Source organism: Streptomyces sp. SPB074 (assembly GCF_000154905.1).
Taxonomy (GTDB): domain Bacteria; phylum Actinomycetota; class Actinomycetes; order Streptomycetales; family Streptomycetaceae; genus Streptomyces.
Genome location: NZ_GG770539.1, coordinates 4,511,046 through 4,524,971, shown reverse-complemented (window position 1 = coordinate 4,524,971; position 13,926 = coordinate 4,511,046). Strand labels below are relative to the sequence as shown.

The window sequence follows — 13,926 nt, the reverse complement described above, 5'->3', positions numbered from 1 at the left end:
CCGGGGCGCAGGCGGGTCGCCCGCCAGCCGCCGAAGGCGCCGGCGACGAGGCCGCCGCCGAGGGCGAGGACCACGGCGAGGACCACCGTCGTCGCCGAGACCGGCGCTTCGAGCGAGACCGTGAGGGCCTTCTGCGCCGCCTGCCGCGCGGGGCCGCCGAAGCCGCCGGGCCCACCGCCCGCGCCGCCCGCGCCGCGCGCCGCCGAGGAGCCGAGCTCGGCCGTGAGCGTCGGCCCTGCGAGGCTCACGATCCACGCGCCGAGGAGCCCGACGGCGATGCCGAGGGCACCGCCGATGAGACCGTTGACGACCGCCTCGCCGACGACCTGCCGGTTGACGCGGGCGCTGGACCAGCCGAGGGCCTTGAGGGTGCCGAACTCCCGTACGCGGCGCCCCACGGCGGAGACCGTGAGCAGCCCGGCGACGAGGAAGGCGGCGGCGAGGACGACGGCGGAGAGCCAGCGCCCGACGCCCGTCGCGAGGGAGGAGGCGGTCGAGAGCGAGCCGGAGACGGTGTCGGCGAGGTCGGCCGAGGTCGTCACGGTGGTGCCGGGGACCTGCTTGAGCACGGCGGACTTGACGGAGTCGATCTTCTTCGAGTCGGCGGCCTTCACGTAGACCGTCGTGACCTTGTTCTTGGAGTCGGCGAGCGTCTGGGCCTGCCTCAGCGGCACGTACACGTTGGCCGCCGCGTCGCCGCTGTCGGCGGTCGCGATGCCGATGATCTCGAACTTGGTCCCGTGCACGGTCAGTTCGTCGCCGGTGGAGAGCTTCTTCTCCTTGGCGTAGGCGCTGTCGACGACGGCGAGCCTCGCGTTCGTCTCGCTCGTCGTGAAGGTGCGGCCCTTGGTGATCCTGGAGGAGGTGAGGGGGCCGAGCGCCGGATGGGCGACATCGGTGCCGTAGACGGAGTAGGAGTCGACGTCGAACTGCGCGCCGCCACCGCGCACTTCGCCGCCGGGCGGCTGTGTGCCCCCGCCGCTGCCGCCGCCGGGGCCACCGCGGCCGCCGGAGCCGGCGCTCCCGTCCTGCTTGAACTCGCCGCGGGTGAACTGGCCGTTGACCTTCATCACCTGGAGGCTGAGGCCGCCGACCGCCTGCGCCACGCCGTCCTGTGCCGAGACCTTGGTGACGGTCGAGGAGGCGAGGGTCTGGAAGCCCTGGACGAGGACGCGGTCGCTGCTCTGCTCGCTGTCGTCGTCGCTGTCCTTCGCGTCGAAGTCGAAGCGCGGGCGGCTCCCGGTCCCGCCCTCCTGCGGCGCGGCGGCGGCCTTGGTGACGGTGAGGTCGGTGCCGAGTCCGTAGAGGGACTGGAGGACCTTGTCCTGGGCCTTGTTCATCCCGGCCGCGACCGAGTTGACGACGATGACGAGGGCGATGCCCAGCGCGAGGCCGGAGGCGACGACGAGGGCCGCTTTTCTGCGGCGGCGCAGCTCGCGCCTCAGACAGGTGAAGAACATGGGGCGATCGTAGGGAGCGCTTCTGACGGCCGGTTAAGGGCTGGATAAGAGAATGGTGAGAAGAAGCGGGGACGCGGGCCGCGGGGACGCGCCGCGGACGCGCGAGGGCCCGCCCCCGAACCGGTGGGGGCGGGCCCTCGTACGTGCTGCCTGCTGCCGCGGCGACGGCGGGGGTGGGCTCAGACGGCCGAGCCCTGCTTCCACTGGTCCCAGCCGAGGTTCCAGCCGTTGAGGCCGTTGTCCGGCGGGATCGTCTTGTCGCCGGTGTTCTTGACGACGACGACGTCACCGATCATGGAGTTGTCGTAGAACCAGGCGCCGTTGGTGTTCGGGTTGTTGGCGCCCTTGGCGTCCTGGAGACCCACGCAGCCGTGGCTGGTGTTGACGCTCCCGAAGATGGAGGGCGCGCCCCAGTAGTTGCCGTGGATGAAAGTGCCGGAGCTGGAGAGCCGCATGGCGTGCGGCACGTCCTTGATGTCGTACTCGCCCTTGCCGTCGTCGTCGGTGAAGCCGACGGTGGAGCCGTCCATCCGGGTCTGCTTGTACTTCTCCGAGATGACCATCTGGCCCTCGTAGGTCTTGTTGTCCGGGGACCCGGCCGAGATCGGGATGGTCTTGATGACCTTGCCGTCCCGCTCGACCTTCATCGTCTTGGACTGGGCGTCCACGGTGGAGACCTGGCGGCGGCCGATCTTGAAGGTGACGGTCTTCTGCTGGACGCCGAAGACGCCGTCCGCGCCCTCGACCCCGTCGAGGTCGAGCTTGAGGGTCACGGTCGAGCCGGCCTGCCAGTACTGGTCGGGCCGGAAGTCGAGGCGCTGGCTGCCGAACCAGTGGCCGACGACCTCCTGGTTGGAGCTGCTGGAGACCTTGATGCCCTCCTGCACGGCCTTCTTGTCCTTCTCGGTGATGGCCTTGTCGAAGTTGATCGACACGGGCATCCCGACGCCGACCGTCGAGCCGTCCTCGGGGGTGAAGTTCCCGATGAAGCTGTTCTGCGGCGAGACGGTCGTGAAGCTGCCGTTCTCGTGCGCGACGCGCCCGTCGCTGTCCTTCGCCGTCGCGTTGACCTTGTAGGTCGTCGCGCGCTCCAGCTGCGCCGAGGGCTTCCAGCTCGTCTTGTCCGCCGAGAAGGCGCCCGCGATCTTGGTGCCGTCCGCCGCCGTGAGCTGGACGTCGGTGAGCGAACCCTTGCTCACCGAGACCTGGCCCGCGTTGTTGATGCTGGCGGCCTTGGAGCCGTTCTTCGGGGCGATCTCTATTCGCGCGGCCGAGGCCTTCGCGGCGGCGGACTTGTCGACCTGCGACTGATTGCCGCTGTTCTTGCCGTCCGCCTTGTCGCCGCCGCCGTCGTCGTCGCCACCGCCGCAGGCGGAGAGCACCAGCACTCCGCCCAGTACGGCGGAGGCGGCGGCAAGAGCCTTGCGCCGCTTGCTGACCGTCATCACTCGCTTCTCCATCGTCGCCGAATCCCGCAGTGCCCCCGGATCGTGCTCAAGGCGCACGGCCGCCCGAGAGGGCACCCGTGCCTCCCCCTGTGTACAACAACCGTCCGACCGGTCCGGTGGCGTGCCCCCGGGAATGTGGGCAACGCCACGTCCCGGCGGGCCCGGGGACCACTGTTTCCCCTTGAGACGAGGATCGTGGCCGCGCGGTTGCCGTCCTTCCTGGACGTTTTCCCCACGTCGGGGAGCCGACGCCTGCCGCTCGCGGGCGGTGCGGCGCCCCTCGTATCGGGCGAACCGCTTTCGCGCACCCGCCGTCCCTCACTAGCATCCCGCCAGGGGACCGCCACCGGCCACCTCGGGCCGCCGTCGCCCCCACCGTCCCCGTGCGTCAAGGGAGATGCCTCATGTCCTCCGTCGCCCGCAGGTCCCTTCTGACCGCCGCCGCCTCGGCGGCGGTGCTCTGCGCCCTGTCCTTCGTCCCGTCCGTCCCGGACGCGGCGGCGGCCCCCGCGCGGACGCAGGTCGCCGCCGCGACGACCGCCACGGCGGACGAGGGCGCGCTCGCCGACACCGGCGGCGTCGACACGACCCCGTACCTCGTCGGCGGCCTCGCCTCGCTCGGCATCGGCGCGGCGTGCGTCACGGTCGCGGTCCGCCGCGGCGGGCGCGAGCCGTACGAGGAGGGGACGACGGCGCTCCGCTAGGGGCGTCCGGCAAGGGGGCGGGGCGGCTCCTCGCGGGCTCGCGGGGCGGGGTGCGCGAGGAGCCGTCGCGCTCAGGCCAGCGGCCCGACGGCCGCCTCGACGGCGCGCACGAGGGCGCCCTCGCGGACGAAGGTCTCGGCGGCGGCGAGGTCGGGCGCGAGGAAGCGGTCGGGGCCCGCGCCGAGGACCCCGGCGGCGCGCACGGCGTCGAGCGCGGCGCGCCCGCCGTCCGAGGCGCGCGGGCCGCCGTCAGCGGTGCGGATCTCCAGCGCGCGCGTGGCCGCGTACAGCTCGACGGCGACGACCCGCGTCAGGTTCGCCACGGCCGTACGGAGCTTGCGCGCCGCCGACCAGCCCATGGAGACGTGGTCCTCCTGCATCGCCGAGGACGGGATCGAGTCCACCGAGGCCGGGACGGCGAGCCGCTTGAGCTCGCTGACCAGCGCGGCCTGCGTGTACTGGGCGATCATCAGCCCGGAGTCGACGCCCGCGTCGTCCGCGAGGAAGGGCGGCAGCCCGTGCGAGCGGTTCTTGTCGAGGAGCCGGTCGGTGCGGCGCTCGGCGATCGAGGCGAGGTCGGCGGCGGCGATGGCGAGGAAGTCGAGCACGTAGGCGACCGGGGCGCCGTGGAAGTTGCCGTTCGACTCGACGCGGCCGTCCGCCAGGACGACGGGGTTGTCCACGGCGGCGGCCAGCTCGCGCTCGGCGACCGTGCGGGCGTGGGCGAGCGTGTCGCGGCCCGCGCCGGCGACCTGCGGGGCGCAGCGCACCGAATAGGCGTCCTGGACGCGGGGGGCCTCGTCCTGGTGGTGGCCGGTGAGCCCGGACCCGGCGAGCACCTTGAGCATGTTCGCGGCGCTCGCGGCCTGGCCCGGGTGGGGGCGGACGGCGTGCAGCTCGGGGGCGAGCACCTTGCTCGTGCCGAGGAGCGCTTCGAGCGAGAGCGCGGCGGTGATGTCGGCGGCGGTGTAGAGGCGGGCGAGGTCGTCGAGCGCCATGAGGAGCATCCCGAGCATCCCGTCGGTGCCGTTGAGGAGGGCCAGGCCCTCCTTCTCGCGCAGCTCGACCGGCCGCAGGCCGTGCGCTTCGAGCAGTTCCCCGGCGGGCCGCACGACGCCGTCCGGGCCCTCCGCCTCGCCCTCGCCCATGAGGGTCAGGGCGCAGTGGCTGAGCGGGGCGAGGTCGCCGGAGCAGCCGAGCGAGCCGTACTCGTGGACGACGGGGGTGATCCCGGCGTTGAGCAGGTCGGCCATGGCCTGCGCCACCTCGGGGCGCACGCCCGTGTGTCCCGAGCACACCGTCTTGAGGCGCAGGAACATCAGCGCCCGCACCACCTCGCGCTCGACGCGCGGGCCCATCCCGGCCGCGTGCGAGCGGACGATGTTGCGCTGGAGCCTGGCGCGCAGTTCGGGGGCGATGTGCCGGCTCGCGAGCGCGCCGAATCCGGTCGAGACGCCGTAGACCGGCTCGGGCTTCTCGGCGAGCGCCTCGATCGTCGCGCGCGCCTTCGCGAGCGCTTCGCGCGCCTTCGCGCCCAGCTCGACCCGCGCGTCGGCGCGGGCCACGGCGAGGGTCTCGGCGGCGGTGACTCCGCTCGGGCCGAGCACCACAGTGTGCATATCCATATTCATGAGCGTACGGAATGAATCGGAGGGAGGACAGAGTGGGGAGGCAGGGGGGTGCGGAGCGGGGGCGGCGGGTGCGTCCTCACCCGCTCGCGGGCGGGGTGCCCCCGGCGCCGCCCCGGCGCCTGCCCCGGATGCGGCGGCGCTCGGTGGGCGGGGCGGGTCTCGTACCGTCGCCCGGCTGCCCGGCGCCCACGACCCCGGCGTCGTCCGTGCGTACCGCGTCGGCGAGACGCACCACCGGGTCGTCGCGGCCCGCGACGACCGGGTGGCGGGCCCCGAGCCCCTTGGCCTCGTACTGCGCGGCGTCCGCGAGCCGGAAGAGCCGGCGGGCCGAGGCGACCGGACCGATCGGGTCGCCCGTCGAGGCGACCCCGCACGCCACGCCCTCCCCCACGCCGAGCGCGTACGCCGCCGCGCAGATCTCCCCGGCGACGGCGACGACCTCGTCCGCCCCCGGCCCGAGGGCGAGCAGGCAGAACTCGTCGCCCCCGAGGCGCGCGGCCAGCGTGCCCGTACCGAGGCGGGCGGCGCCGCGCGAGAGCACGCAGCCGAAGCGTTCGAGCAGGTGGTCACCGACCGCGTGCCCCTCGGTGTCGTTGACCCGCTTGAGGCCGTTCAGGTCGCACACGACGAGGCTCAGCACGGTGCCCTCCGCCCGGTGGCGCTCCAGCGCCTCGTCCAGGCGCTGGTCCACGAGGCGGCGGTTGGCAAGGCCGGTGAGCGGGTCGGTGAAGGCGAGCCTGCGGGCCTCCTCCAGGCGCTCGGACTGCGTGAGTCCCGCCGCGACGACCGCCGCGAGCACCGTGGCCAGCCCCGCCTCCGCCGGACCGAAGACCGCCGCCCCCACCGGGCGCGCCACGTACAGCTCGCCCCACGCGCGCCCCTCGATGACCAGCGGCGCCACGACGCAGGACCCGCGCCCGCGGCGGCGCAGCGCGGCGACCCGCTGGTGGCAGTACCCGGCCTCGCCCTCGGGCCCCTCGGCGGTCTCCACCCAGGCGTGCGGGGCGCCGCCGCGCGCCCAGCGCTCGTGCAGGAACTCGGTGATCTCGGGGAAACGGTGCACGGGATACGTCTCGTCCTCGGGGAACTCCTCCTCGCCGGGGGCCCGCTCCCCCTCGTTGACGAGCACCCGCAGCCGCCCCGGGCCGCGCTCCCAGGCCGACAGCGCCGCGAAGCCGCCGTCGAGGGCCCGCCGCGCCCCGCGCGCCGCCGCCCGCCAGACCTCCGGGGCGGAGCGCGCCGCCGCCATCGCCTGGGCGAGTTCGACGACGGCCCGCAGGCGCGCGTCCTCGGCTCCGTCTCCCATGCGCCCACAGTAGGCAGCCCGGGCGCGCGGTGCCGCTCGTACGGTCACCCAGGGTGAGGTCCGGGGCGGGGCGCCCGCCGGGCCCGGGGTGCGGCACCCCGCCCGGTGTCGCTCACTCCCCCGGCCACTGCGGCTTCCGCTTCTCGTTGAAGGCCGCCACGCCCTCCGCGCGGTCCCCCGAGGTGGCGACCGTGCGCCAGGCCGCGTCCTCGACCTCCAGGCCCGCGCGGAGGTCCAGGCCGTGGCCGAGGCGCAGCGCGCGCTTGGCGGCGCGCAGGGCGAGCGGGGAGTGCGCGGCGATCCGGGCGCCGAGCGCGAGCGCCTCCGTGCGGTCCTCGCCCGCCTCCACCAGGAGGTCCACCAGGCCCAGTTCCCCGGCCTCGGCGGCCGGGACGCGGCGGGCCGTGAAGACCAGCTCGGCGGCGCGGGCCGCGCCCACGCGGCGCGGCAGGAGCTGCGTGCCGCCGCCCCCGGGGATGACGCCGACGGAGACCTCGGGCAGGCCCACGACGGCGCTCGGGTCGGCCACGATCACGTCGCAGGCGAGCGCGATCTCATAGCCGCCGCCGAGGGCGAAGCCGTGCACGGCGGCGATCGCGGGCACCGGCAGGTCGAGCACGGCGGTGTACGCGGCGCGGGTCACCGGGCGCTGGCGCATCAGCTCCGCGTCGCTCAGGAAGTTGCGCTCCTTGAGGTCGGCGCCGACGCAGAAGGCGCGCTCGGCGGCGGAGGTGAGCACGACGGCCCGCACCTCCCGGTCGGCGGCGAGGTCCGCGCAGGCCGCGCGGAGCGCCTCGGCCGTCGCGGTCGCGATGGCGTTGAGCGCGCGCGGGCGGTCCAGGACCAGCTCGGCGACGTGGCCGTGGCGGCGGACGAGGATGTCGGTGCCGTAGCGGCGCCCGGCGGCCGGGTCCGGGGTGCCCTCGCGGGCGGCGTCGTGGGGGGCGGGGGTGTCGGGCACGGGGACCTCCGGCGTTAACGAGCGTTATCTCCGGGGGATCATCGCAGCGCGCGGGCGAGAAGGCCAGGAACGGGGGGCGGACGGGCGGCGGGGCGCGGGCAGGTGAGGGGACAGACGGCGGGACGCCGACGGGCGGGGCGCCGGTGCTACCGGCGCCGGACTCGCGGTCGAGCGCGGAGAGCGGGGCGCGCTTGGTCGCCACGCAGGTGACGAAGCGCCGTATCCACGCCTCCGGCGCCTCCCGGACCGGACCGCGTGCGACGGCGGGGCGCCGGACGGCGGCACCGGGAACCGCGCCGGCGCCGCGCTCAGTCCTCCCGCTTCTCCGCCCGCCGGGTCAGCAGCCACGGTTCCACGACGCCGAGGCCGCGCACCGGGCGCTGCCACATGGGCTGGAGCGCGAAGCGGTAGTCCGGGGGCTGTTCGCCCTCCTTCGCCGCGCGGTCCGTCTCCTCGGCCGCCGCCGTCTCCGAGACGGGGGCCTCGCCGGTACGGATCAGCTCCTCGGCGAAGGCGGAGTCGACCAGGACGGCGTCCCTGGGCGCTATCGAGGTGAGCCGGGAGGCGAGGTTCACCGTGGTGCCGAAGACGTCCCCCATGCGCGTGGCGACGGTGCCGAAGGCGATGCCGACGCGCAGTTCGGGCATCGTCTCGTCGCCCGAAAGGGTCTCGATGAGGCGGAGCGCGATCTCGGCTGCCACCCCGGCGTCGTCGGCGGCGAAGAGCACCTCGTCGCCGAGGGTCTTCACGAGACGTCCGCCACGCGCGGCGACGAGGTCGGCGGAGGTGGTCTCGAAGGCTTCGACGAGTTCTCCGACCTCCTCCTCCTCCATCCGCCGGGTCAGCCGCGTGAAGCCCACGAGGTCGGCGAAGCCGATGGCGAGCCTGCGGTCGACCATCTCCTCGTCGTCGCTGACCTGCACGACCCGGCCGGTCGCCGCCGCGAGCTGGCGGCGCCACACGTAGACCAGGAACTCCTCCAGCTCGGGCAGGAGCAGTTCCATCAGCGGATAGGTGACCTCGGTACGCGTCATGCCGGGCTCGGGAGGCTCGGTGAGCCCTTCGAGGAAGGAGTCGATCTGCCACTCGGCGAGCCGCGCCGTGGTCTGCCCCGTCGAGCGGGCGACCTGCACGGCCATCGCCTCGCTGAGCAGCCCCGCCTCGACCAGACCGGCCAGGCGCCGCAGCGCGAGGACGTCGGCCTCCGTGAGCGCCTTCGCCTGGTTTATGTCCGCGAAGCCCATGGCCCGCCAGAAGCGCGAGGCCAGCTCCATCGACACACCGGCGGTACGGGCCGCCTGGAAGGGGGTGTAGCGGCGCTCGGCGCCGAGGATCAGCGTTTCGAGGCGGAGCGCGAGCGGGTCGTCCTCGGGCGGTTCGTCGCGCGGGGCGCCGGGAACGGAGGGCGCGTGGTCGGCGCGCTCGGGCCGGCCCCGGTCCACGGCACGGTCCTGCGTCCACTCCACGAGGTGCTCGCGCCCGCCGTCGTCCTCGGGCCCGCCGTCCGCGCCCTCGTTCCCGGGGCGCTCCCCGGGGGCCGCCGCGTCCGGCCCGGGTACGGGGTCGGGGTCGGCGTCGCTGGATGGGGTACCGGCGGAGTCGCCCGCCCCCTCGGGGGCGCGCCGCTCGCCGCCCGGTGAGGCCGAGCCACCCGCGCCCGAACCGGTGTCGTCGACGGTCACTGCCTGCGCCCTTCCCCTCTGCCGCGGGCCAACGCCACGAGCGCGCTCCACGATACGGCAGGTGTGCCCTGGCTCACTCGTCGCCCGAGCCGCCCTGTCGTCCCTCCGGGGGCGGGACGGGGCGCAGATGGACGATGTCCCCCGCCCCCACGGCCTCCCGTGCGCCCCCCGGGGTCACGAGGACGAGCCGGCCGTCCCCGTCGAGCGCGACGGCCTCGCCGAGCAGTTCACCGCCGCCGGGCAGCTCCGCCCGCACCTGCCGCCCGAGCGTGGAGCACCCGGCGGCGTAGGCGGCCTGGAGCCCGCAGGCGGCCGGGTCCCCGTCGGCCTCGCGCCAGCGCTCGTACCACTCGGCGAGCGAGCGGAGCACGGCGCGGAGCAGCGGGTCGCGGTCGAGGGTGATCGCGTCGGCGAGGGCGAGGGAACCGGCGGTGGGGACGGGAAGCTCGTCGGCGCGCAGCGAGACGTTGAGGCCGATGCCGAGGACGACGGCGCCGTCCTCGGTGGCCTCGGCGAGGATGCCGGCCGCCTTGCGCTCGGCCCCGTCCACGGTGAGGAGCAGGTCGTTGGGCCATTTGAGGGCCGTGTCGACGCCCGCCGCGCGCGAGAGCGCCGTCGCGAGGGCGACGCCCGCGAGGAGGGGGAGCCAGCCGAGCCGCGCGGCCGGCACCTCGGGGCGCAGCAGCACGGAGAAGAAGAGCCCGGAGCGCGGCGGGGCGCTCCAGCGGCGGTCGAGCCTGCCCCGGGCCGCCGTCTGCTCCTCGGCGACGAGAACCGCGCCCTCGGGGGTGCCCGCCGCGCGGGCCCGCAGATCGGTGTGGGTGGAGCCGGTACGGGGCACGACGTCGAGCGCCGTCCACAGCCCGCCGGGCCGCACGAGGGCACGGCGCAGCGCGGCGGCGCTCAGCGGGGGGCGGGTGAGGTCGGAGTACGGGTTGCTCATGCCCCTACCCCACCACGGCCGGCGGACCGCCCGGCACCGGGCCCGCCCGGCCCCGGCGGGCGAGCCCCGCCCCTCCCCCGGCGCGTCCCGCGCGGCCCGCGCGCCCCCGCGCCGCACGCCGCGCCCCCGCGGTCCTCGCCGCGCTCCCCGCCCCCGTACGCGCTTAGGTACGCGTACTCAGGCGCGCCACCCCCGGGCGCCGCAGCCTGGAACCCATGCTGTGGTCGGACCGGGATCAACACGAGCCGCCCGAGGAGTGGCAGGCGGCGCAACGGAAGCTGCACCGCGCGGGCGTGCTCCTCGCCTGCGTCATGGTGCTCGCGATGCTGCTCGTCGGGCTGGGCGGATACCTCTGAGCGGAGGGGGGACGGCGCACGGCTGAGCGGACGGAGGGACGGCGCACGGCGGGAGGCGGGGGCGCACGACGGGGACGGCGGGGGGCGTCGGACGAGCGGGCGGGGCGCCCGGCGGGAGCGCTGCCCCGCGCCCGTACGGCCCACCACCGCGTACGTCCTACGATCACCTCATGTCTTCGCGTACCCCCGAGGCTGCCCCCCGGCCCGCCCCGTCCCGCCGTCGCCTCGTGCTCGCCTCGCAGTCCCCCGCGCGGCTCGGCCTGCTGCGGCAGGCGGGGCTCGCTCCCGAGGTGATCGTGAGCGGCGTGGACGAGGAGGCGATCAGCGCGCCCACACCGGGTGAACTGGCGCTCGTGCTCGCCGAGGCGAAGGCGGCGGTGGTCGCCGGGCGCGAGGACGCGCGGGGCGCGCTCGTCGTCGGCTGCGACTCCGTGCTCGACCTCGACGGTGTCGCCCACGGCAAGCCCGCCGACGCCGGGGAGGCCGTGACGCGGTGGAAGGCGATGCGCGGGCGGGCCGGGGTGCTCCGTACCGGGCACTGCGTGATCGACACCGTCTCGGGCGCGCGTGCCTCGGTGACGGCGTCCACGACGGTGCGGTTCGGGACGCCGGACGACGCGGAGATCGCCGCGTACGTGGCGAGCGGCGAACCGCTGTACGTGGCGGGGGCGTTCACGCTCGACGGGCGCTCGGCGCCGTTCGTGGACGGCATCGAGGGCGACCACGGCAACGTACTCGGCCTCTCGCTGCCCACCCTGCGCACGCTGCTGCGCGAACTGGGCGTCGGCATCACGGAGTTGTGGAAGGACTGACCTCGGGGCCGGCGGGCGCGGCGTCCGGGCTGACCAGGATGAGGACGAGGAGCGCGAGGACGAGGAGCAGGCCGAGGAAGACGGCGGGCCCGAGGAGCGCGAGCGAGACGGCGGCGAGCACGCCGTGCGTGACGGCCGCGACGATCAGCAGGACGCGGCCCGTGCGGACGGGGGCGCGGCGGCGCAGCGCGCAGCGCAGGGCGACGACGGCGCAGGCGCAGAGGAAGAGCCCGGCGACGGCGGCGAGGACGTAGGAGCCGGTGACGACGGCGTCGGGATCGGTGCCCGCGAGGGACATGGACTGGTTGTCCACGACGGCGCCGAGCGTGAGGCACAGCAGGACGAGCCCGAAGGTCTCCAGGAACAGCACGACGCCCGTTATCCAGGCCACGACGGTCCGCGTCATCCTCGGCACACCCGCTTCCGTTCCGCCCCCGCGCCGCTGTTACCGGGGGTACGCACGATTCCCCGGCACGCTACTGGCGGGTAGGCGACCGGACAAGGGTGCGCGCGGCGCTCCCGGCGGGACGGGCGGCAAAGAATCCCGGCCCCTTTAGTCGTATCCCCACAAAGAAACCCCCCTCCTCGCGGCGCGGGCGGACAGAGACCGCGCCCGCCCGGCGGGGCTACGCTGAGGTGATTCAGGGCCCTGTACATGGACTTTCGTCCGGTGACCAGGGGCCGGGCGGCGATCGGTGTGGGCCAGCTCACCACCGCGCCGTCACCGGCGCCTCGTGTCGGCTGTCCCTAAACTCGGCCTGTTCGTACACGTCGGGGCCCGCCCCCAGGGACGAAGAGCGAGAAAAGGGAGCCATCGTGCGCAAGGTGCTCATCGCCAACCGCGGTGAAATCGCCGTCCGGGTCGCCCGCGCCTGCCGCGACGCGGGCATCGGCAGCGTCGCCGTGTACGCGGAACCGGACCGGGACGCGCCGCACGTGCGCGCGGCGGACGAGGCGTACGCGCTGGGCGGTGACACGCCCGCGACGAGCTACCTCGACATCGCGAAGGTGCTGCACGCCGCCGCCGAGTCCGGCGCCGACGCCGTGCACCCCGGGTACGGCTTCCTCAGCGAGAACGCCGAGTTCGCCCAGGCCGTCATCGACGCCGGGCTCAACTGGATCGGCCCGCCCCCCGCCGCGATCCGCGACCTCGGCGACAAGGTCGCCGCCCGCCACATCGCGCAGCGCGCCGGGGCCCCGCTCGTCGCGGGCACCCCCGACCCGGTCTCGGGCGCCGAGGAGGTCGTGGCCTTCGCGCAGGAGCACGGGCTGCCCATCGCGATCAAGGCGGCCTTCGGCGGCGGCGGTCGCGGCCTCAAGGTCGCCCGCACCCTCGAAGAGGTCCCCGAACTGTACGACTCGGCGGTGCGCGAGGCCGTCGCGGCCTTCGGGCGCGGCGAGTGCTTCGTGGAGCGCTACCTCGACCGCCCCCGGCACGTCGAGACCCAGTGCCTCGCCGACCAGCACGGCAACGTCGTCGTCGTCTCGACGCGTGACTGCTCGCTCCAGCGCCGCCACCAGAAGCTCGTGGAGGAGGCGCCCGCGCCGTTCCTGAGCGAGGCGCAGGTCGCGGAGCTGTACAGCGCGTCGAAGGCGATCCTCAAGGAGGCCGGGTACGTCGGCGCGGGGACCGTCGAGTTCCTGGTCGGCAACGACGGCACGATCTCCTTCCTGGAGGTCAACACGCGCCTCCAGGTCGAGCACCCGGTGACCGAGGAGGTCGCCGGCATCGACCTCGTGCGCGAGATGTTCCGCATCGCCGACGGCGAGGAACTGGGCTACGGCGACCCCGCGCTGCGCGGCCACTCCTTCGAGTTCCGCATCAACGGCGAGGACCCGGGGCGCGGCTTCCTGCCCGCTCCCGGCACGGTCACGGCCTTCGCGCCGCCGAGCGGCCCGGGCGTGCGCCTGGACGCGGGCGTCGAGTCCGGCACCGTCATCGGCCCGGCCTGGGACTCGCTCCTCGCGAAGCTGGTCATCACCGGGCGCACCCGCAAGGAGGCGCTGGAGCGCGCCGCGCGCGCCCTCGCGGACTTCCGCGTCGAGGGCATGGCGACGGCGATCCCCTTCCACCGCGCCGTCGTCAAGGACCCGGCCTTCGCGCCCGAACTGACCGGTTCCACTGACCCGTTCACGATCCACACCCGGTGGATCGAGACCGAGTTCGTCAACGAGATCAAGCCCTTCGCCGCCCCGGCCGACGGCACCGCCGACGACGAGAGCCGCGAGAACATCGTGGTCGAGGTCGGCGGCAAGCGCCTGGAGGTCTCCCTCCCCGCGAGCCTCGGCATGTCCCTGGCCCGGACGGGGCTCGCGGCCGGCGCGAAGCCGAAGCGGCGCGCGGCCCGCAAGAGCGGCCCGGCCGCCTCGGGCGACACGCTCGCCTCGCCGATGCAGGGCACGATCGTGAAGGTCGCCGTCGAGGAGGGCCAGGAGGTCAAGGAGGGCGAGCTGATCGTGGTCCTGGAGGCCATGAAGATGGAGCAGCCGCTGACCGCCCACCGCTCCGGCACCGTCAAGGGCCTGGACGTCACGGTCGGCGCCTCGCTCAGCTCCGGCACGGTCATCTGCGAGATCAAGGACTGACACCGGCCCCGCCCCGCGCGGCGGGGGTACGGGTGCG

General features: G+C 75.0%; 12 protein-coding genes. 4 read left to right on the top strand and 8 right to left on the bottom strand.

Annotated features, from left to right (window positions below; translation table 11 throughout):
- Together SSBG_RS19030 and SSBG_RS19025 are read right to left on the bottom strand one after the other, a co-directional pair.
- A partial coding sequence (locus SSBG_RS19030; RefSeq protein ID WP_008747702.1) for an ABC transporter permease occupies positions 1-1,460 on the bottom strand: 1,460 nt, incomplete at its 3' end.
- A 179-nt stretch (positions 1,461-1,639) separates the two neighbouring features.
- On the bottom strand, positions 1,640-2,905 hold the full coding sequence (locus SSBG_RS19025) for a L,D-transpeptidase (protein WP_008747701.1): 1,266 nt from the start codon (positions 2,903-2,905) through the stop codon (positions 1,640-1,642).
- 407 nt (positions 2,906-3,312) lie between these two features.
- Between SSBG_RS19025 and SSBG_RS19020 the strand changes: the two genes are divergently transcribed.
- Positions 3,313-3,612, top strand: coding sequence for a hypothetical protein (locus SSBG_RS19020; protein ID WP_037870131.1), 300 nt, complete (start codon positions 3,313-3,315; stop codon positions 3,610-3,612).
- Positions 3,613-3,683: 71 nt separating this feature from the next.
- Here the strand turns inward: SSBG_RS19020 and hutH are convergent, their stop codons facing one another.
- The 5 genes from hutH to SSBG_RS18995 all read right to left on the bottom strand — a co-directional run bounded on the left by hutH (position 3,684) and on the right by SSBG_RS18995 (position 10,135).
- The gene (hutH, locus tag SSBG_RS19015; protein WP_078491355.1) at positions 3,684-5,237 is read right to left on the bottom strand and encodes a histidine ammonia-lyase; all 1,554 of its coding nucleotides are present in this window, start codon (positions 5,235-5,237) and stop codon (positions 3,684-3,686) included.
- A gap of 82 nt (positions 5,238-5,319) precedes the next feature.
- Positions 5,320-6,549, bottom strand: a complete 1,230-nt coding sequence (locus tag SSBG_RS19010; protein WP_037870128.1) for a GGDEF domain-containing protein — start codon at positions 6,547-6,549, stop codon at positions 5,320-5,322.
- A gap of 112 nt (positions 6,550-6,661) precedes the next feature.
- Complete coding sequence (locus tag SSBG_RS19005) at positions 6,662-7,429, bottom strand: enoyl-CoA hydratase/isomerase family protein (protein ID WP_037871620.1); 768 nt, start codon at positions 7,427-7,429, stop codon at positions 6,662-6,664.
- A 389-nt stretch (positions 7,430-7,818) separates the two neighbouring features.
- Positions 7,819-9,192: an adenylate/guanylate cyclase domain-containing protein gene (locus SSBG_RS19000; protein WP_078491354.1), complete on the bottom strand. Its 1,374-nt coding sequence runs from the start codon at positions 9,190-9,192 to the stop codon at positions 7,819-7,821.
- A 73-nt stretch (positions 9,193-9,265) separates the two neighbouring features.
- Positions 9,266-10,135, bottom strand: a complete 870-nt coding sequence (locus SSBG_RS18995) for a biotin--[acetyl-CoA-carboxylase] ligase (RefSeq protein WP_008747695.1) — start codon at positions 10,133-10,135, stop codon at positions 9,266-9,268.
- A 215-nt stretch (positions 10,136-10,350) separates the two neighbouring features.
- On the opposite strand from SSBG_RS18995, the gene mmpB reads away from it, so the two are divergent.
- Together mmpB and SSBG_RS18990 are read left to right on the top strand one after the other, a co-directional pair.
- A complete protein-coding gene (gene mmpB, locus SSBG_RS33755; RefSeq protein ID WP_008747694.1) occupies positions 10,351-10,491 on the top strand; it encodes a morphogenic membrane protein MmpB in 141 nt (46 codons plus the stop codon).
- A gap of 170 nt (positions 10,492-10,661) precedes the next feature.
- The gene (locus SSBG_RS18990; RefSeq protein WP_008747693.1) at positions 10,662-11,303 is read left to right on the top strand and encodes a Maf family protein; all 642 of its coding nucleotides are present in this window, start codon (positions 10,662-10,664) and stop codon (positions 11,301-11,303) included.
- Here the strand turns inward: SSBG_RS18990 and SSBG_RS18985 are convergent.
- Complete coding sequence (locus SSBG_RS18985) at positions 11,281-11,694, bottom strand: hypothetical protein (RefSeq protein ID WP_234010587.1); 414 nt, start codon at positions 11,692-11,694, stop codon at positions 11,281-11,283. The genes SSBG_RS18990 and SSBG_RS18985 overlap by 23 nt on opposite strands.
- Before the next feature lie 425 nt (positions 11,695-12,119).
- Between SSBG_RS18985 and SSBG_RS18980 the strand changes: the two genes are divergently transcribed.
- Entirely contained in the window at positions 12,120-13,889 is a 1,770-nt protein-coding gene (locus SSBG_RS18980; protein ID WP_008747691.1) for an acetyl/propionyl/methylcrotonyl-CoA carboxylase subunit alpha, read from the top strand.
- Positions 13,890-13,926 lie beyond the last annotated feature (37 nt).